This window comes from Eggerthella lenta DSM 2243 (genome assembly GCF_000024265.1).
GTDB lineage: Bacteria > Actinomycetota > Coriobacteriia > Coriobacteriales > Eggerthellaceae > Eggerthella > Eggerthella lenta.
Genome location: NC_013204.1, coordinates 1,639,515 through 1,658,424, shown reverse-complemented (window position 1 = coordinate 1,658,424; position 18,910 = coordinate 1,639,515). Strand labels below are relative to the sequence as shown.

Here is an 18,910-nt window from a genome sequence, read left to right as displayed (position 1 = left end):
TCAATATCGCGATTCCGAAAAAGAAGCGGTTTGCGTAGTCTTTGCCTTGCTGCCCGGCTTGAAGGCAAACCGACCGGCAGCATCTTTCGTGTTAGCTGTTGAGATGAACGGAGAGAGGGATGGATAGGCGTAGTTTCATCAAAGGCGCAGCGCTTGCTGGCGTAGGAACCGTAGGAGCGGGTTTCTTGGCGGCGTGCTCGCCGAACGGAAAAACGGACAGCGACAAGTCCGATGAGAAGAACGTATCCGACGGCAGCGCGACGGAGGGCGCAATCTCTTGGCGGACGCCGCAAGATTACTCCGCGCAAGCAAGCGAAGCCGGTGATTACGATGCGGTCGTGGTGGGCCATGGGTACGCGGGCGTAACCTCGTGCCGAGAGCTGTCCGAGCAGGGTTACCGGGTCGCCCTTCTCGAGTTCCAACCCGAAGAAACGTACATGGCAACGGGCAACGAGAGCTGTGGCGTCAACTCGAACCTTGTCAACAAGATCACCGAAGGCAACCAGTACCATGATGTCGACCCGGTCGAGTACTACCAGAATTGGATGACCATGATCGGCAACCAGGGCAACCCCGGGCTCATCATGAGGTACTGCCAGAACATGGGCGATAACATCGATTGGTACTACGACAGCCTGACCGATTCGGACATCGCCACCTTGAGCCATAGCGGATCCCCCGCAGCAGGCGAAACATGGCCGCACCTGCTGCCCAATATCGGACCCATCAAGTTCTACCCCGGCGTCATATCCGCATATGCGGAAGAGTGTAATCAGACCAAGATCCAGGGATACAACCGCGAAAAGGCGAAAGCCGCAGGAGCGGAGTTCTTCTTCAACACGCGGGGACTGCAGATCCTGCAGGACAATGGCAAGGTGTCCGGCGTCATCGCCGAGAACCGGGCCGACGGGTCGTACCTCAAGTTCAGCTGCAAGGCCGTGGTGGTGGCCACGGGCGGCTTCGCCTACAACGAGGAAATGCTCAACGACCTGATGCCCGACATCAAGAACAACATGATCGAGGGAGAAGCTTGGAAAGATGCCTTCGGCAATGAAAGGTTCGTCGGGGACGCCTCGAATTGGCAGTATCAAGGCGACGGCATCAAGATGGCTCATTGGGCGGGAGCTCATTTGGAGAGCATCATCCCCGGCATGAACGCCAAGCACATCCAAGCACCCACTTCTATGAACAACTTCCCTCAAGCTGTATGGGTCCGCTCCGATGGCAAGCGCTTCATGAACGAGTTCTACCCCGTTGTCGAGCAGCGCGGCGTGCCGAACGTGTATCTGCCCCGAGAGCCCATCTCCTGCGTGTTCGATTCGAACTTCCCCGAGTACCGCCAGTACACCGTGCCGCAACACGGCATGTTCAGCCCGACAACGTCCGCGATCGAAGAGCTAAAAACAGGCATGGACAAGGCTTATCAGAAGTTCAAGGGAACCTGGGTCGAGCCCGAATCCTCCAAGGAGGACAACCAGGCTGGAGCGATGTTCGCAGCACCGGAATTCATCGCGGACGACACGCTGGAGGGCCTGGCGAAGCAGCTCGGGCTCGAAGGCGATGCTGTCGAGACGTTCGTCGCGGAAATCGAGAAGTACAACAAGTTCTGCGAATACGGCATCGACGAGGATTTCGGTCGCTACGCGGAAGTGCTCTTCCCCGTCAAGGATGGTCCGTTCTACGCGCTCGCGGGCAATCCGGGACTTGGCGAGATCATGAGCACCTGCGGCGGAATCATCACCAACGCAGAGCAGAACGCCCTCGATGCCAACTTCGAGCCGATTCCCGGCCTGTACGTTTCCGGCAACGATTGCGGTCGTCGTTTCGGCGTGGAATACATCACCCCCACGCCCGGCGTAAGCCTCGGCATGGCCATCGTGTTGGGCCGCGAAGCGGGCAAGAGCGTTGCCAAGTACCTTGAGACGGTCTAGCTGCTCCCAACAGAGCCGGCACATCGCGCGACCTGTTTTGCAGCATACAGTTTGAAACAAGCTGTCCAAGCTTTCAAAAAGGGCTCCGTCAACAAGATGGAGCCCTTTTCGCACCCTCTCACTGAAGGTTTCGCGTCCCGTCGCACTCGCAACTCGACGCCGAACGCGAAAGGGCCCGCAGCGCGATGCTGCGGGCCCTTCGATCATGCGAGGTCTCGGACGGAGGCTACTTGTCGCGGCCGTCGCCCATCTTCTCGGCCAGGGCGGCCTGACCGGCGGCCAGACGGGCCAGCGGCACGCGGTACGGGGAGCAGCTGACGTAGTCGAGGCCGATCGTGTGGAACGTCTTCACGGAATCGGGATCGCCGCCGTGCTCGCCGCACACGCCGCAGACGAGGTCGGGGTTGCCCTTGTGGCCCAGCTCGACGCCCATCTCCACGAGCTTCGCCACGCCCGGATCGATGGTGGCGAAGGGGTTGTAGGGCAGCAGGCGCTCGGCCAGGTACTGCGGGACGAACTCGGCCTCCACGTCGTCGCGGCTGAAGCCAAACGTCGTCTGGGTCAGGTCGTTCGTGCCGAAGCTGAAGAAGTCGGCAACCGCGCCGATTTCGTCGGCCGTGACGGCAGCGCGCGGCAGCTCGATCATCGTGCCCACGGGGATGTCAAGCTCGACGCCCTGCTCGGCGGCGACTTCGGCGATAGTGTCCTCGGCGACCTTGCGCAGCTTCTCGAGCTCGGCCACCACGGACACGAGCGGGATCATGATCTCGGGCTTCGGGTTCAAGCCCTCTTTCTGCAGCTCGGCGCAGGCGGTGGCGATGGCGCGCACCTGCATGACCGGCAGGATGGGGTACACGATGCCCAGGCGGCAGCCGCGCAGGCCCAGCATCGGGTTCGCCTCGCTCATGCCGTCGATCTGCTCCATGAGCATGCGCTTCTCGGCGATGAGCGCCTTATCGCCGCCCGCGGCCTCGAGCTTGGCGATCTCCACGTCGAGCGCGCGGGGGCTCTCCAGGAACTCGTGCAGCGGCGGGTCGAGCAGGCGCACGATGACCGGCAGCCCGTCCATGGCGCGGAACATGCCCAGGAAGTCGCCCGTCTGGGCAGCCAAGAGCTCGCCCACGGCCTTCTCGCGCACGGCCGGATCCTCGTTGAGGATGAAGGTCTGGATGATCTGCTTGCGGTCGCCCAGGAACATGTGCTCGGTGCGGCACAGTCCGATGCCCTCGGCGCCGAAGCCGCGGGACAGCTCGGCGTCCTCGGGGTTGTCGGCGTTGGCGCGCACGCCCAGCGTGCGGAACTCGTCGGCCCACTCGAGGATGGTGTCGAGGTCGCCCGTCATCTCGGGCAGCACGAGCTCGACCGCGCCCAGCACCACGGAGCCGGTGGTGCCGTCGATGGAGATCATGTCGCCTTCCTTGATGACGATGTCGGTGCCCACGACGCTGGCCTGCTTCTTCTCGGCGTCGATGCGCAGCGCCTCCACGCCGCAGACGCACGGGGCGCCCATGCCGCGGGCGATGACGGCCGCGTGCGACGTCTTGCCGCCGTGCGAGGTGAGGATGCCCTCGGCGGCGATCATGCCGGCGAGGTCGTCGGGGTTCGTCTCCCAGCGCACGAGCACGCACTTGCGGCCCGCCTCGGCCACGGCCACCGCGTCGGCGGCGGAGAACACGGCTTCGCCCACGGCGGCGCCGGGGGAGGCGTTCAGGCCCTTGGCGACAACGTCGTAGGAGGCGTTCTTGTCGAACTGCGGGTGCAACAGCTGGTCGAGCTGCTCGGGATCGACGCGCATGACGGCCTCCTCCTTCGAGATGAGGCCCTCCTTCTCCATCTCGATGGCGATGTGCAGCGCGGCGGCGGCGGTACGCTTGCCCACGCGGGTCTGCAGCATCCACAGCTTGCCCTGCTCGATGGTGAACTCGATGTCGCACATGTCGCGGAAGTGGTTCTCGAGGGTGACGAACACCTCTTCGAGCTCGCGGCCGGCCTCTTCCAGACCGTCCACGTCCTTGAGCTCGGCGATCGGCGAGGTGTTGCGGATGCCGGCCACGACGTCCTCGCCCTGGGCGTTCACCAGGTAGTCGCCGTAGAACTCCTTCTCGCCGTTGGCGGGGTTGCGCGTGAACGCGACGCCCGTGGCAGAGGTGTTGCCCTTGTTGCCGAACACCATGGACTGCACGTTGACGGCGGTGCCCAGATCGTCGGCGATCTTGTTCTGCTTGCGGTACAGCGTGGCGCGCGGGTTGTTCCAGCTGCCGAAGACGGCCTCGATGGCCAGCTGCAGCTGCACGCTGGGATCCTGCGGGAACTGCACGGCACCGTCCACGACGAGGCTCGGATACGCCGCTGCATCCACGTTCTCGGCGAAGATCTGCTTGAACTCGGCCACGAGCTCCTGCAGGTCCTCGGCGGTGAGATCGGTGTCGGACGCCGCGCCGCGAGCGTGCTTCATAGCCGTGATGGCGTTCTCGAACAGGTCGCCGTCGAGGTTCATGACCACGTTGGAGAACATCTGGATGAAGCGACGGTAGGAATCCCAGGCGAAGCGCGGGTTATCGGTCTGCTTGATCAACCCGTTGATGGACTGATCGTTCAGGCCGAGGTTGAGGACGGTGTCCATCATGCCCGGCATGGACATGGGGGCGCCGGAACGCACGGACACGAGCAGCGGGTCCTCCGCATCGCCGATCTTCTTGCCCATGCGGGCTTCGAGATCCTCGCGATACTCCTGGATGGTGCCGAGCGCGCCTTCGGGCCACGCGTTGCCCGCATTGGCGTACTCCATGCAGGTCTGGCACGTGATGGTGAATCCGGGAGGCACGGGCAGCCCGATGTTGGCCATCTCGGCGAGGTTCGCGCCCTTGCCGCCGAGGATCGCCTTCATGCTGGTGTTGCCCTCAGTTACGTTGTTGCCCTGCGCGTCCTTGCCGAACGCATACACTCGCTTGACTTCTTCAGTCACCTTTTTCTCCTTAACCCGACGTACCGACTTTACCTACCTATACATTGGGAACCCTAGTCTCAGGCTGACCCTATCATATCAGCTGATGGAGGATGGGCTCGCTCATAGTAGCGCAAAATTTCCTGCGCCGTTTCCTCAACGGCACGATTTTCGGTGTGGATGACAATACAGCCCAGTTTGCGCATGAGCGCGCGGGCGTCCTCCAAGTCCCGGTACACGTATTCGGGATCGGCATAGCGCGAAGCGACGGCACTCGCGCGCCCCAAACGGCGCTGCCGAATGCCGATGAGCACCTCGGGCGTCGTCATCAATCCGAACAGCCGCGTGCGGTCGACCTGCTCGAGCTCCGCCGGAGGCTCGGTGGTGGGATCGAGGGGGATGTTCGCCACTTTGTAGCCCTGCTGCGACAGGTAGATGGACGTGGGCGTCTTCGACGAGCGCGACACGCCCAGAAGCACGATGTCGGCCTGGTGGAGCTCCTGCGGGTTGCGGCCGTCGTCGTGGGCGATGGTGAACTCGATGGCCTCGATGCGCCGGAAGTAGTACTGGTCGGCAACGTGCAGGCCGCCCGGCTTCGTGGACGGCTGCTTGCCCGTCATGTGCGCGATGGCGCCGATGGCGTCCGTCACGAGGTCGACCGCCACGATGTCATCGCGACCGCCGGCGTATTCGGCCAGTTGGCGCGAGAGGTCGCGGTCGACGAGCGTGTAGAACACGAGCATGCGCCCATCGCCGGTGTTGCGCTTGTGCACGGCGCTGTGCTCGTCGATGAACTCCTTGATCTCCTCGAACGTGCGCACCTTCGGCAGCACCTCGATGACGGGGTTCGTGACGCCGAACTGGGCGGCGGCCGCACGGGCCACCGCCTGGGCCGTCAGACCCACCGAGTCGCTGATCACGTGGATCGTGGGCAACTCGGTGGAGCTTCCGTAGGCGATGAATTCGTCCATGGGCTACTTCGCGCCCTTGGCCATCTTGCCGAAGTCGGCCACATGGGCGAACACGGCGACGAAACGGTTGAGCAGGCGCAGGCGGTTCTCGCGCAGGGCGAGGTCGTCGTCCATGATGAGCACGTCCTCGAAGAACGCGTCGATGGGCGCGCGCAGCGCCGCGAGGGCGGCGAGGGCGGCACCGAAATGATCGACAGCGAGAGCCTCCTTCACGCAAGCAGCAGCCTCGTCGGTGGCGGCCAGAAGCGCGCGCTCGGCGTCGGATAGCAGCGCTTCGTCTACCTCGACGCCCAGATCGGCGTCGCGCAGGTTGTTCGCACGGGCGTAGGCCGTGGCCAAATCGTCGAACGCTTCGGGAGCACCCAAACGCTCCGCCTCAAGCACATAAGTGCGGGCGATGATCTGCGCAGGCTCCTCCACGCCGGTTGCCAACACGGCGTCCATAGTGTCATGAGAGCAGCCGCCGTCGCGCAGCATGACCTTCGTGCGCGTCACGAAGAAGTCGGCCACCTCGGCGCGGATCGCATCGCGGTCGAAGTCGATTCCGGCATCCTGGTAGGTGCCGAGCGCCGCATCGATGGCGGCGGCCAACGACACGGGCAGGCCCGCTTCCAACATGGCCACGATGCCGATGGCGCTGCGGCGCAACGCGAACGGATCGGACGAGCCGGTGGGACCCTGGCCCACGGCGAACAGGCCGCAGACGGTGTCCAGCTTGTCGGCCATGGCCACGATCCGTCCCACGTCCGACGCGGGAGGCTCGTCGCCGGAGAAGCGCGGGCGATAATGGTCGGCGATGGCGCGGGCCACCTGGTCGCTCTCGCCGCAGGCGGCGGCGTAGTAGGAGCCCATGACGCCCTGCACGCTGGTGAACTCCACCACGGCGTTCGTCACGAGGTCGGCCTTCGCCAGGTACGCGGCGCGCTCGGCGTCGGCGGCGTCCGCCTCGCTCAGCTGCGCGTCGGCGGCCAGATGCTTCGCCAGGGCCACGATGCGGTCGGCCTTCTCCTTCATGGTGCCCAGCGTCTCCTGGAACACCACCTCGTCCAGGCGGTCGACGTACGTCTCCAGCGGATGCTTGAGATCCTCCTCGTAGAAGAACTTCGCGTCGGACAGGCGGGCGCGCACCACGCGCTCGTTGCCGCCCGTGATGGTGTCGGCGTGCGCCGGGTCGCCGTTCGACACGACGATGAAGTTGTTGGTCAGCTTGCCGTCCGCGTCGTACAGCGGGAAGTAACGCTGGTGCATGAGCATGGCGTCGACGATGATCTCCTCGGGGACGCGCAGAAACTCCTCGTCGAACGTGCCCACCAGCACCGTGGGCTGCTCGCAGAGGTTCACAACCTCCAGAAGCGTCTTCTCGGGAAGCTCGGCGCGGGCGCCCGTGCGCTGCTCGGCCTGCGCCACGCCCTCGCGGATGACCGCCTCGCGCGCCTGCTCGCTCGACACCACGTGCGCGGCCTCGACGACGCCTAGCAGATCGGCGGCCGTGGCCACCTCGTGCGGCCCGGGGGCTAGGAAGCGATGGCCGCGCGTGAGGTTGCCGGCCGTAAGGCCCGCGAACCGCACGGGGATCACGCGCTCGTCCAACAACGCCACGAGCCAGCGCACCGGCCGCGAGAAGTACTCGCTCGTAGTGCCCCAGCGGCACGACTTCGGCCACGAGGTGCCCGTGATCACGCCTTCCAGCACGCCGGGCAGCAGCTCGGCCACGTCGCGGGCGGCGATGCTCTTCGTGGCGAACACGTACTCCACGCCGTTCTCCTCGCGGCGTTCGAGCGCGTCCACGCCCACGCCCTTGCCGCGCGCGAAGCCCGTGGCGGCCTTCGTCGGGTTGCCGTCGGCGTCGAAGGCGATCTTGACGGACGGGCCGCGGAACACCTCTTCGAGCGCCTCGGTCTCGTCGGCTACATCGGCCACGATGGCGATGAGCCGGCGCGGCGTGGTGTAGACGGCCACATCGCCGTGCGGGATGCGCACCGCGTCCAGGGCCTCGGGCACCAGCTTCTCCAGCTGGAGGGTCGCGCGGTGCAGGTCGAACGCCGGAATCTCCTCGGTGCCGATCTCGAACGCAAGCGTATGCAGGCTGCTCATCGTCCGGCCTCCTTCCCTGCTTCGTCGTCCTCGGCGGGCTTGATGCCCACCACGTGCTCCATGTACGAGGCGCACACCGCCTTGGCGATGGTGCGCACGCGCAGGATGTAGGCCATGCGCTCGGTGGCCGATATCACGCCGCGCGCGTCCAGCAGGTTGAACGCGTGGCAGCACTTCAGCACGCTGTCGTAGGCCGGCAGCGGCAGGCCCGCCTCCAGCGTGCGCAGGCACTCGGCCTCGCGGTCGTTGAACTCCTGGAACAGGAAATCGGTGTCGGCCACCTCGAAGTTGTAGCGCGAGTACTGGCGCTCGTTCTCCAGGTACACGTCGCCGTAGGTGAAGTTCACGCCGTCGGCGCCGCGGCTCCACACGATGTCGAACATGCTGTCCACGCCCTGGATGTACATCGTCAGGCGCTCCAGGCCGTAGGCGATCTCCACCGGCACGGGGTTGCACTCGAAGCCGCCCACCTGCTGGAAGTAGGTGAACTGCGTCACTTCCATGCCGTCGATCCACACTTCCCAGCCCAGCCCCCAGGCGCCCAGCGTGGGGCTTTCCCAGTCGTCCTCGACGAAGCGCACGTCGTGCGCGTCCACGTCGATGCCGATGGCGCGCAACGACCCCAGGTACAGCTCCTGGATGTTGTCGGGCGAGGGCTTCATGAGCACCTGGAACTGGAAGTAGTGCTGGGTGCGGTTCGGGTTCTCGCCGTAGCGGCCGTCCGTCGGACGGCGGCTGCCCTGCACGTAGCAGGTGCGCCACGTGTCGGGGCCAAGCGAGCGCAGCGTGGTGGCCGGGGCGTTGGTGCCGGCGCCCACCTCGTTGTCGTAGGGCTGCAAGACGACGCAGCCCTGGTCCCCCCAGTATCGCTGGAGGTTCATGATGACGTCCTGGAACGTCGGAGGGAGCTGCGCTGCAGCCCCCTGCTCCGCAGCGGCGGATGCATGTTCGGTTGACATGGTTCTCCTTGTCTCGATCAAACCCGTACCCCTCGGCCGCGTGCGCTAGTCGAGTAGGCTGAAATCATTGAGCGGCCAGTACACCAAAGCGCCCCTTCCCGTCACCGAGGAGACGGGTATGGCTCCGAAGAATCGAGAATCCTGCGAATTCGTGCGGTTGTCCCCCATCATCCACAGATAGCCCTCGGGCACCGTGTAGGGATAGGAGACGTCGCTGGCCAGCGTGTAGGAGGGCAAACCGCGGGTGTACGGTTCGGACAGCGCCACGCCGTCCACGTACACGAGGCCGTCCTCGTCGTTGATGTCCACGGTCTGCCCGCCCACGGCGATGCAGCGCTTGATGAGCACGCGCCCGGGGATCTCGGGATCCTGGAACGTCACGATATCGCCCGGCTCGGGGTCGCGGAAGTAGTAGCTCACCTTCTCGGAGAACACCATGTCCCCCACCATGATGGTCTCCTCCATGGAGCCCGAGGGGATCTCGTAAGCCTGGAACACGTACGTGCGCAGCACCCACGACAGCCCGAATACGAAGGCCACCATGACCAGCAGGCTGAGGAAGGTTCTGAGTATGCCCGGGCTCTGGCGGTCGGCGTGCTGTCCGGAATCCATGTAGTCTGTCTATCCTTTCGAAGCGGGCGCTCGGCGCCCGAACAAGATCACGAGCGTATATGATAGCGCGTCGGCGCAATTCGTCCGGCGCGTTCGACAAAGTTTGCAGAAATTCCCGATCACCGGGCGAAACCCTCGCGACGCGAGAGGCGGGAGGCTATCCCAGCAGGCCCACGTCGCCCAAGGGCCAGAGCACCGCCACGCTGCGCGCCTCCGCCGACGCGACGGACACGGCGCCGAAGTAACGCGAATCTTGCGAGTTCGTTCGGTTGTCGCCCATCATCCACATCATGCCTTCGGGCACCGTGTAGGGGTAGGAGACGTCGCTGGCAAGCGTGTACGTGGGCAGGCCGTCGGTGTAGGGCTCGCGCAGCGCGACGCCGTCCACGTACACGAGGCCGTCCTCGTCGTTGATGTCCACGGTCTGCCCGCCCACGGCGATGCAGCGCTTGAGCAGCAGGCGGCCGGGGATATCGGGGTCTTCGAACATAACGATGTCGCCGGGCTCCGGGTCACGCAGGTAGTAGCTCACCTTCTCAGCAAGCACGCGGTCGCCGGTCATGATGGTCTTTTCCATCGAGCCGGTGGGAACAGCATAAGCGTGCCCCACGTACACGAACGTCAGCCACGACAGCAGCGCAACGAAGCCCGTCCAAGCGAGCAGGCCGAAGAAGCGGCGCAGGATGCCGGGCTTCTGGTACGCAGCGTGCTCTCCGGAATTCACAGGCCCAGATCCTTAAGATAGGCGCGATCGGCCGCGCTCAGATCGACGTCCTCGAGCAGATCGGGTCGCAGGCGCGCGGTGCGCTCGAGGCTCTGCTTGCGGCGCCAGTCGGCTACGGCCGCGTGGTTGCCCGACAGCAGCACCGGCGGCACGCCCATGCCGCGAAACGTCGCCGGACGCGTGTACTGGGGATATTCCAACAAGCCGTCGGCGAAGCTCTCGCCCAGGGCGCCCGTCTCGGCGCCCAGCACGCCGGGCAGCTTGCGCACGGCGGCGTCGATGACCACCATGGAGGCCAGCTCCCCGCTGGTCAGAACGTAGTCGCCCAGCGAGATCACGCGATCGGCCAGCGCGTAGGCGCGCTCGTCGATGCCTTCGTAGTGGCCGCACACGAACAGCAGGCGCTCCTCGCGCGACAGCTCGCATGCCACGGCGTCCGTGAACGGCTCACCGCACGGCGACAGGAACACGGTGGTCGGGCGCGGGCCCGCGCCCGCGATGTCGTCGTAGGCCTCGAAGATGGGCTCGCACTTCATCACCAGGCCGTCGCCGCCCCCGTACGGGTCGTCGTCGGTGGTGCGGTGGCGATCGTGGGTCCAGTCGCGCAGATCGTGCGCCTTGAACTCGAGGATGCCCTTCTCCTGGGCGATGCGCATCATGGAGGAGCCCATGACGGAGGCGTACATGTCGGGGAACGTCGACAACGTTTCGATGATCACGGGCGGGTCCTTTCGGGCGCGGGGGCGAGGGCGCGGCCCGCTACAGGTCCAGCAGGCCGTCCGGCAAGTCGACGTCGATGCGGCGCGCGTCCTCGTCCAAACCGACGACCAGCGCGTCCACAAGCGGCACGAGCACGCGCCTGCCCCCGTCGGCGGGCGCGACGCTCAGCAGGAACTGCCCGGGATTCTCCACCACCGACTCCACGACGCCCACGAAGCCCGCGCGCGCGTCGTGCACTTCAAAGCCTTCCAAGCCGTCGGCCTCGGCGGCCAGCGCGCTTTCGGGCAGATCGGCGCGGCGTACGAGGCAGCTGCACCCCACCAACAACTCGGCGATGTCGATGGAGTCGACGCCTTCGAACGTCACGAGGAAGGCGTCTCTGCCCGCGTCCTGCACGGACAGCACGCGCGCACGGCGCGGCGCATCGTGCCGAGGCGGCACGAAGGCCACCTCCATGCCCTCTTCCAGCAAAAAAGGAAGACCCGGCGCGCAGCGCGCGACGAGCCCTCCTGTCAAGGTCTTCGTTTTAGATAGCTCGGCAACGTTCGCCCACGTACGCATTTAGTCGAGAAGCTCCACTTCGACATGGGTGTTCGTACGCGATGCAGCGGCACGCGCCAACGTGCGGATGGCCTTGATGACCCGCCCCTGGCGACCGATGACCTTGCCGGCATCTTCTTCGTTCACGCGAACTTCGACGAGAATAGAACCGTCCTCGGCATCGCTCGACGTGATCTCCAGATCGTCGGGAAACTCGACGAGCGGGCGCACGACGGACTCGACGAGACCGACGATGTCTTCCGTCTGCTCGGCCATGATGCTTACGCGTTCTCGCGAGCGCGCTTCAGCAGGCTGGCAACCGTATCGGTCGGCTGGGCGCCGTTCTTGATCCACTGGTCGACCTTCTCCAGGTCGAACTGCACCATGGCAGGCTCGGTGCAGGGGTTGTAGCGACCCACTTCCTCGATGAACTTGCCGTCGCGCGGGCAGCGGGAATCGGCAACGACGATGCGGTAGTACGGGCGCTTCTTGGCGCCGTGACGGGCCAGGCGAATTTTGACTGCCATGAAGATGAACTCCTTTTGCTTCTTACATTCGATTCGATGCGTGCAGCGCGTATGCGGTGCAGCGAAAACAGCAATTGCTTATGATACGGCGTAATCTGCTGTTTGACAAGCGATTACCAAGCAGAATTGTAACGCGCCGGACTTACGAGCGCATCCCCGACCTCCCGCATCCTCGAAAATCCCACGTTTGGCGGGCAGCGAGGCATGCAACGCATGCATCTTCGCTCCGAAAACACGCTCCACGCGCTGAGGCGTGTTTTCGGAGCGAAGATGCGCATGCGGCGACAAGGCGCGCTCGGACCGGGCGCGTGGCTAACCTCAGCTGGGAAGCGCCGCGCCGAAGCAATCCTTGTAATAGATGTGCATGTCCTCGAAATTGCCCAGTATGCTGCAGAAGCCGCCGGGTATGGTGCCCACGCGCGTGAATCCGAGGTCCTCGTACAGGTGGATGGCGGCCTCGTTCGAAGCCACCACGGCGTTGAACTGCAAGCCGCGGAAGCCCTTGCGGGCGGCCTGCGCAAGCGAGTCCTTCACGAGCTCGCGGCCCAGCCCCAAGCCGCGCGCGCTGGACGCCACGGCGTAGCTGGCGTTGGCCACGTGCACGCAGCGCCCCACGTTGTTCGGATGCAGGATGTACAGGCCGAACAGCTTGTCGTCGATCGCAGCCACCGTGGTCAGCGTCTGCTCGGCGAAGAACGCGCGCGCCGTCTCCATGGTGAGGGGCTCGACTTGCGGGAACGCCTCCCCCGCCTCCACTACTTCGTTCCATACCTTGATCATGCCCGCGAGATCCTCCTCGCGGTACGGCCGTATCTCCAACGCCATATGCGCCTCCTTTCGTTGCGTGTGCGCGAGAAGAACCCTTGCGGAACCTCGCGCCCGATCGATCCTACGAGGACGAACCGCTACTCGCCCAGCATGTCCTGGAGCTTCTTGAGGTCGGCCATGTTCATGCCGCCCATGCCGCCGGGCAGTCCCATGCGGCGCCTGCGGCCTTTCTTCCCCTTCTTCCCCTTCTTGCCGCCCTGCATCTCCTCCACGGCAGGCATCATCTTCTTCATCATCTTCTTCGTCTCGTTGAACTTCTTCATGAGCTGGTTCACGTCCGAGACGCTCACGCCTGCACCGGCCGCGATGCGCGCGCGGCGCGAGCCGTTCAACAGCTCGGGCTTCTCGCGCTCGGCCTTCGACATGGAGTTGATGATGACCTCCATGTGGTCGAACGCATTCTCGTCCACCTGGCCGGCGGCCATGGCCTTGTCGCCGCCCGGCAAGGCCGACAGCAGCTTCGACACGCCGCCCATCTTGCGGATCTGTCGGTTCATATCGATGAAGTCGTTGAGCGTGAGGTTCGCGCGCATCATGCGCTCGGCTTGCTCCTGCTCCACTTCCTCCTGCTGCACCTTGACGGCGCTCTCGATGAGGCTGACCACGTCGCCCATCCCCAGGATGCGCTTCGCCATGCGGTCGGGGTGGAACTCTTCGAGCGAGTCCGGCTTCTCGCCGGACGAGATGAACTTGATAGGCTTGCCGGTGACCTGCTTGATGGAAAGCGCGCCGCCGCCGCGGGCGTCGCCGTCCATCTTCGACATGATGACGCCGTCGAAGTCGACGCGCTGGGAGAACGCGCTGGCCACGTTCACCACGTCCTGGCCGGTCATGGCGTCCACCACCATGAGGATCTGGTCGGGCTTCACGGCGCGCTTGATGTTCTCGGCCTCGTCCATCATCTCGTCGTCCACGTGCAGACGGCCCGCCGTGTCCACGATGACCACGTCGCGCAGGTTGTCGATGGCGTCCTGGATGCCCTCCTGCGCGATCTTCACCGGATCCTGGCCGTCGCCGCGGTACACGCGCACGCCGATCTCGCCGCCGAGGGTTTCCAGCTGGTCGGCCGCGGCGGGGCGGTACACGTCGCAGGCCACGAGCAGGGGCGAATGGTTCTCCTGCTTCAGGCGGTAGGCCAGCTTCGCGGCAGCCGTCGTCTTGCCGGAGCCCTGCAGGCCTACCAGCATGATGACGTTGGGGATGCGGCTGCTCAGGACGAGCTTGCTGTCGGTGCGGCCCAACAGCTCGGTCAGCTCGTCGAGCACGATCTTGATGACGTTCTGCGCCGGCGTGAGCGAATCGAGCACCTCGGCGTCGAGGCAGCGCTCCTTCGTGCGGGCGACGAACGACTTCACCACCTTGAAGTTGACGTCCGCTTCCAGAAGCGCCATGCGGATCTCGCGCATGGCGTCGTTGATATCGTCCTCGGTCAGGCGACCCTTGCCGCGCAGACCGCTGAATATGCCCTGCAGGCGCGTCGATAGGTTCTCGAGCATGGTAGATGACTCCTCGTCGTATGCGTCGATTGAGCGTAATGCATGGAATTATACGCCAGCAAGACCCGCCGAGCCACAAACACACAAGCAATCCGAGCGCTCGTCAGAACCATCCGCCGCGGAGGCATCCGTTGCGGAATACTTTTTCAAACAGGAAACAATAAAGTATTCCGCATTCGGAATACTTTATTGCCATCGAGCAAACCAACGCGTTCGGACGGTTATAAGCTCTTCATCGGAATCACCCTGGAAATCGCAAGATCGAAAGGATGGAGCTCGTTTTCTTCTTCGTACTCAAACGTAACGCACGATCCGTTTTCGTATTCCATGCGTTCCAGATTTCCTCTTGCATCGTACCCAAAAGAAATGCTTCCGCAGAACGTATCACCATAGTACTCGTCGCAAAATGTCACCTGTCCACGACCGTCAGAGCAAACGCGCGCGAACCCTTCGACAGAACGCAGCGGAAGGAAAATGACGACAGGCTCTCATTTCTGCCCCACCGTTTTAACATACATGAGCTTTCCTGCGAATAATCAAGAATACTATCGACGCGGCAATACCTGCCGGTATCGCGAACATCGGCAAGCACATGATCAAACTCGAGAATATCATAGGGACAATATCAGCATCACTCGTATGCCCTTCGGCAGTCCAATAGCCAGCACAATAGACGATGCTTGAAACGACTGCGGTCGGACAGAAACAAGATATGAAAAGGTCTGAAAAGCTTCTGCTCGTCTTACAACATAAAGTCAAGGCAGTCGCAGCAATCACAAGGGTCAGCAAACCACTCCCTAACACGAAAGCCATAGCGACCTTCTCAGCTTCTTCTATGCTGTAGGACATGAAATACGCGGGCAAAAGCGCAGGAACGCCTATCATAAAGACTATGGACAACACTGCCAACAAGCATCCCGCAGCAAAGCTACCCGAACCTCGATCGACATCCCTTTCGAAAAAGTAAAAGATCTTCAAAGCCGTTCCTCTATTCATTTTTCAGATGCACTTTCACAAGAGCGTTGGATACGAAAAACTTATGCGGTAGCGCATTCTACGTCAATTGGCCAAACATCGTCTGTCCTGCACGCGACAGAATCGAAGCCATTGTTGAAGGATTTTCTACTTTTTGGTATTCATACTCAAAAGAGTAAGCTGAAGCATATGCATTAGCTATCGAAATGGATTTGAGATTTCCGTAGTCATCATAAGCGAAAGCGCGCTCCTCAATCACTCCAAGACCTTCTTGAGATACAGAAACAGCGACCAATCTACCAGACTCATCGTATTCGCATGACTTCGAGTAGCTATCATCTTCGTAGTTGCCGCTCACGCCGATAAGAAACCCGGTTTCGTCATAACACGACGATCTCGCATAGCTTTCCCCATTTTCCGTTTTCGATTCGCTTGATATTTCCGCCAAACCACCTTCTGGACTATACGAGTAGCGATCCACGCCAGAAGCACGAGTAACTTTATCGGAGCCAAAGCTCACTTCAGATTCCCACTCAGCACTTAATAGTCGCCCTTCGCCGTCCGGAGTGCATTGGAACCTCGTCGAAGTTACGACGGTACCTGCAGTTTCGTCTGACAACTTCTTCTCAACGATTCGTCCGACTGGAAAACCCCTCTCATCGAACTCCGACTCGACGACCACGATATCGGAGCCGCTGTCCTGGTTGCGATAAACCGCTCGGATAACATTTCCTCTATCGTCGAGTTCCATGGTTGCTATATTCTGAACCACGTTGACCGCACTACCATCATGAATTGTAGCGTGAGCATCGATGCTTTTTAACACGAACGCAGGTTGCAAATTAGCATCTTCTTGCTCTTCATCACCTGCATCATGGACTCCGTTGCCCGAACATCCGAACAAGCAAAGTACAGCGATCAAGCTAAAAGCAGTCGTTAGACCCCTCATCGTTTTCACTCCGCCCCTCCTTAACAAAGCGCAACTGCTTTCCACTAGTCGCTCTAATCGAATTAATCCGAGCCTTGTACACTTCCTTTGATGACTTGTTATAGCAAGTCATCAAAGGAAGTGTAGCACATACTCTGAAACCATGAAAAGCGACGGCCGTAGAATAATACTGGGCAAGACAATAAAGATGCTGCGCGAGGAGCAACACCTTTCCCAACGTCGTTTCGCTCTTATGGTGGGTACGAACCAAACTCACTTATGGCAAATCGAGTGCGGCCAGGTGAGCGTCGGGATCGATCTCTTGTGCAGGATTGCCGATGGACTCGATATCAAGGTCAAAGATCTCATAGATTTCTAAAAACCAGCTTTGCAGACAGCCGATTCAACCACGCCATAATCTTCAGGAACGCAAGATCAGGACAGTCCCAACAACGCTTCCAACCGCAAGCGGATGTAGCCGTTCAAAAGCTCCGTATACCGCTCGTCGAGCGGGAAGTCGGAGTGCGGAGCAAACTCGAAGCCGCGCAGCGTCGCGAGACGATCGCGCAGGTCGTCCGTCATCACGCGTTTCGCCTGATAATCCAGCAGCACGTTCGACGGGCTCTTGTACCACGCGGCTGATCGATCCAGGTCGGAAGCCGTCAAACCCGCGTCGATGTCGCGGATGAACAGCGACAGGTTGTTGTCGAAGATGGGCGCAGCGGAAACGAGCGAGCGCGTCCGGTTGTCGAACAGGAATCCGAAGTTCCCAAGATGACGATCGTCGTTGGCGATCAGCGCGTCGAAGACCGTCATTTCCGAGAAACGCTCGAACGCCTCCGTCCCCTGTTCGACGTAGACCGCCGCCACCTCGTCGAACGACAGCGTGCCGAACATGCTGGAGAACGTCGCGAAGCCGGTGTCGCGACTCGTGAACAAGGGGCTGGCGCTGCACAACTCGCCATGCCATCGCGCCAGATCGTAGGACGCATGGGAAAAGCCCAGGGCTTCGGCCAGCTGCGCCGCATAGTACTCGGCATGGGGCTCGAGCCCGTTCGAGTTGGGAGCGCCGGCCTTGTACAGATAGCGCTCGCCGTCGACGACGCGCCAGGCTTTCGGAAACTGGCCGCTCGTGGTCAGCTCGCCCGACAGTCCCTCCGGCACCCTCGACGTGTCGATCACGCCCGAGAACGCCGCCGTGGCGACGAGCTCGTCGAACGGATTCTCGTACAGGTTCTTCTCCGCGAACATCGCCTTCGACCCGTCGGGAACGACCCAATACGCATCGTTGAGCGAAAGGCCGTTGCACGCGTCGAGCATCTGCATCGCGTCGTCGAACCGTATGCCGTACTGGCGCACGATACGGGAGGCGAACGTCCGGTTCTTCGAAAGGGTGCGCGATTCGATCCACCGCTCGAACGAAGCCGCGTCGCCCGTCACGCGAAACGGCAGCAGCCCGCGCTCCGACTCGTCGCATTCCGCGCTCGCGCAACGCACGGCGCCGCTCGCGTCGCGCACCAAGGTGAACGACGCGAGGTCGTCGTCGTAGAGCTTCAGCAGGTATGTCCGCGTTTCCTCCATGCGCTCATTCTACCATCGCGCCGCGAAGCGCGTTCGGAACGCTTTTCCAACGTACGGCGCCGAAAGGCGTCTCGCGCTCGGATACGCCGCCCTTTAGAAATACCGATTGATCCCCGATTCGTCCTTCTCGCGGCGGATGGCGCCGCTGCCGACCAGGTGGTTGAGGATGACGACGCCCTCGGTGACGATGCACCAGCGCTGCACAAAGGATATCTCCTCCCAGGTGGGATACGGGACGTTCCACTTGATGGCGCGGATGACCTCCTCGCCGGCCAGCCCCGGCCGGTCGCGCACGATGCCGCACGTCTCCTCCAGGCGCTCCAGGTGGTGATCGCGCAGCCAGCCGATGCGCTCGTCGAAATCGTCGCGCGGCTCGCCGTGCGCGACGAACAGTTTCTCGCAGCGCAGCGCCCGCACCTTGTCCAGGCTGTCGAGGTAGGCCTGCAACCCGTCCGCTCCGTCGGGGAACAGCGCGATGCTGGGCGATATGACGAACAGCACGTGGTCGCCGCCGAACAGGATGCGCGATTCGGGCTCGTAGAGCGCCAAGTGCCCGGGCGTGTGTCCGGGCGTCTCCACCACGCGAAACCGGTAGCGCCCCACCTCGATGGCATCGCCGTCGCACGACGCCACGAGCTCCAGTCGCGAGGCGTCGAACAGGCGCGGCTCCACGGCGTAGCGCGCGTACCCCGACGCGTCGGACGGCGGCACGCCCTCGGCCGTGAACGCGCGCCGCGCCGCATCATAGGATGAAGCCGCGCGCGACGCGCGCACCGACTCGAAGTCCACGGGGCTCACGTACAGCTTCGCGCCGGGCAGCGCCAAGCGGTCGACCAGCCCCGCATGGTCGAGATGCAGGTGCGTGAGGAAGAAGCGCATCCGCGTGCGGTCGACATCGAGCTCGGTCAACGCAGCATCGAGGATAGCGAAGCCCTCGTCCGACGGCGCTCCGGTGTCGATGACGAGCGTCTCGTCGCCGTCCTTCACGATGTAACAGTTCGTGTCGTTCGTGGAGATGTTCTGAAACGGCACGCGCACCTCGAGCACGTCGGGGTCATGATGGACCTGGACGAACGCCAT

The 18,910-nt window shown here is 62.9% G+C and carries 17 protein-coding genes; 2 read left to right on the top strand and 15 right to left on the bottom strand.

What is annotated here, in order from left to right; genetic code table 11:
* Positions 1–119: 119 nt before the first annotated feature.
* Entirely contained in the window at positions 120–1,931 is a 1,812-nt protein-coding gene (locus ELEN_RS06940; RefSeq protein WP_009304480.1) for an FAD-dependent oxidoreductase, read from the top strand.
* A gap of 226 nt (positions 1,932–2,157) precedes the next feature.
* Here ELEN_RS06940 and ppdK read toward each other — a convergent pair whose 3' ends face one another.
* The 13 genes from ppdK to ELEN_RS15910 all read right to left on the bottom strand — a co-directional run bounded on the left by ppdK (position 2,158) and on the right by ELEN_RS15910 (position 16,270).
* Positions 2,158–4,896 carry a pyruvate, phosphate dikinase gene (gene ppdK / locus ELEN_RS06935; protein WP_009609124.1) on the bottom strand — a complete coding sequence of 913 codons (2,739 nt, stop codon included), beginning with the start codon at positions 4,894–4,896 and terminating at the stop codon, positions 2,158–2,160.
* Positions 4,897–4,955: 59 nt separating this feature from the next.
* A complete protein-coding gene (locus ELEN_RS06930) occupies positions 4,956–5,846 on the bottom strand; it encodes a pyruvate, water dikinase regulatory protein (protein ID WP_009304482.1) in 891 nt (296 codons plus the stop codon).
* Positions 5,847–5,849: 3 nt separating this feature from the next.
* A complete protein-coding gene (gene glyS / locus ELEN_RS06925) occupies positions 5,850–7,940 on the bottom strand; it encodes a glycine--tRNA ligase subunit beta (RefSeq protein WP_009304483.1) in 2,091 nt (696 codons plus the stop codon).
* Positions 7,937–8,899 carry a glycine--tRNA ligase subunit alpha gene (locus tag ELEN_RS06920; protein ID WP_009304484.1) on the bottom strand — a complete coding sequence of 321 codons (963 nt, stop codon included), beginning with the start codon at positions 8,897–8,899 and terminating at the stop codon, positions 7,937–7,939. Before ELEN_RS06920 ends, glyS begins: the two co-directional genes overlap by 4 nt.
* 45 nt (positions 8,900–8,944) lie before the next feature.
* A complete protein-coding gene (gene lepB, locus ELEN_RS06915; RefSeq protein WP_009304485.1) occupies positions 8,945–9,511 on the bottom strand; it encodes a signal peptidase I in 567 nt (188 codons plus the stop codon).
* A gap of 157 nt (positions 9,512–9,668) precedes the next feature.
* Positions 9,669–10,235 carry a signal peptidase I gene (lepB, locus tag ELEN_RS06910; protein WP_009304486.1) on the bottom strand — a complete coding sequence of 189 codons (567 nt, stop codon included), beginning with the start codon at positions 10,233–10,235 and terminating at the stop codon, positions 9,669–9,671.
* On the bottom strand, positions 10,232–10,954 hold the full coding sequence (gene trmD / locus ELEN_RS06905; protein ID WP_009304487.1) for a tRNA (guanosine(37)-N1)-methyltransferase TrmD: 723 nt from the start codon (positions 10,952–10,954) through the stop codon (positions 10,232–10,234). Before trmD ends, lepB (ELEN_RS06910) begins: the two co-directional genes overlap by 4 nt.
* A 40-nt stretch (positions 10,955–10,994) precedes the next feature.
* Positions 10,995–11,471, bottom strand: coding sequence for a ribosome maturation factor RimM (locus ELEN_RS06900; protein WP_227100872.1), 477 nt, complete (start codon positions 11,469–11,471; stop codon positions 10,995–10,997).
* A gap of 45 nt (positions 11,472–11,516) precedes the next feature.
* On the bottom strand, positions 11,517–11,771 hold the full coding sequence (locus ELEN_RS06895; RefSeq protein WP_009304489.1) for a KH domain-containing protein: 255 nt from the start codon (positions 11,769–11,771) through the stop codon (positions 11,517–11,519).
* A gap of 5 nt (positions 11,772–11,776) precedes the next feature.
* A complete protein-coding gene (gene rpsP, locus ELEN_RS06890) occupies positions 11,777–12,022 on the bottom strand; it encodes a 30S ribosomal protein S16 (RefSeq protein ID WP_009304490.1) in 246 nt (81 codons plus the stop codon).
* Positions 12,023–12,340: 318 nt separating this feature from the next.
* Positions 12,341–12,847, bottom strand: a complete 507-nt coding sequence (locus tag ELEN_RS06885) for a GNAT family N-acetyltransferase (protein WP_009304491.1) — start codon at positions 12,845–12,847, stop codon at positions 12,341–12,343.
* 80 nt (positions 12,848–12,927) lie between these two features.
* The gene (gene ffh, locus ELEN_RS06880) at positions 12,928–14,346 is read right to left on the bottom strand and encodes a signal recognition particle protein (protein ID WP_009304492.1); all 1,419 of its coding nucleotides are present in this window, start codon (positions 14,344–14,346) and stop codon (positions 12,928–12,930) included.
* A 1,054-nt stretch (positions 14,347–15,400) separates the two neighbouring features.
* The gene (locus ELEN_RS15910; RefSeq protein WP_157011139.1) at positions 15,401–16,270 is read right to left on the bottom strand and encodes a hypothetical protein; all 870 of its coding nucleotides are present in this window, start codon (positions 16,268–16,270) and stop codon (positions 15,401–15,403) included.
* Between the two features lie 142 nt (positions 16,271–16,412).
* On the opposite strand from ELEN_RS15910, the gene ELEN_RS06870 reads away from it, so the two are divergent.
* Positions 16,413–16,628: a helix-turn-helix domain-containing protein gene (locus tag ELEN_RS06870; RefSeq protein WP_009304494.1), complete on the top strand. Its 216-nt coding sequence runs from the start codon at positions 16,413–16,415 to the stop codon at positions 16,626–16,628.
* A gap of 56 nt (positions 16,629–16,684) precedes the next feature.
* Here the strand turns inward: ELEN_RS06870 and ELEN_RS06865 are convergent, their stop codons facing one another.
* Both ELEN_RS06865 and ELEN_RS06860 read right to left on the bottom strand, forming a co-directional pair.
* Positions 16,685–17,830, bottom strand: a complete 1,146-nt coding sequence (locus ELEN_RS06865; RefSeq protein WP_009304495.1) for a HipA family kinase — start codon at positions 17,828–17,830, stop codon at positions 16,685–16,687.
* Positions 17,831–17,923: 93 nt separating this feature from the next.
* Complete coding sequence (locus tag ELEN_RS06860) at positions 17,924–18,910, bottom strand: MBL fold metallo-hydrolase (RefSeq protein WP_009304496.1); 987 nt, start codon at positions 18,908–18,910, stop codon at positions 17,924–17,926.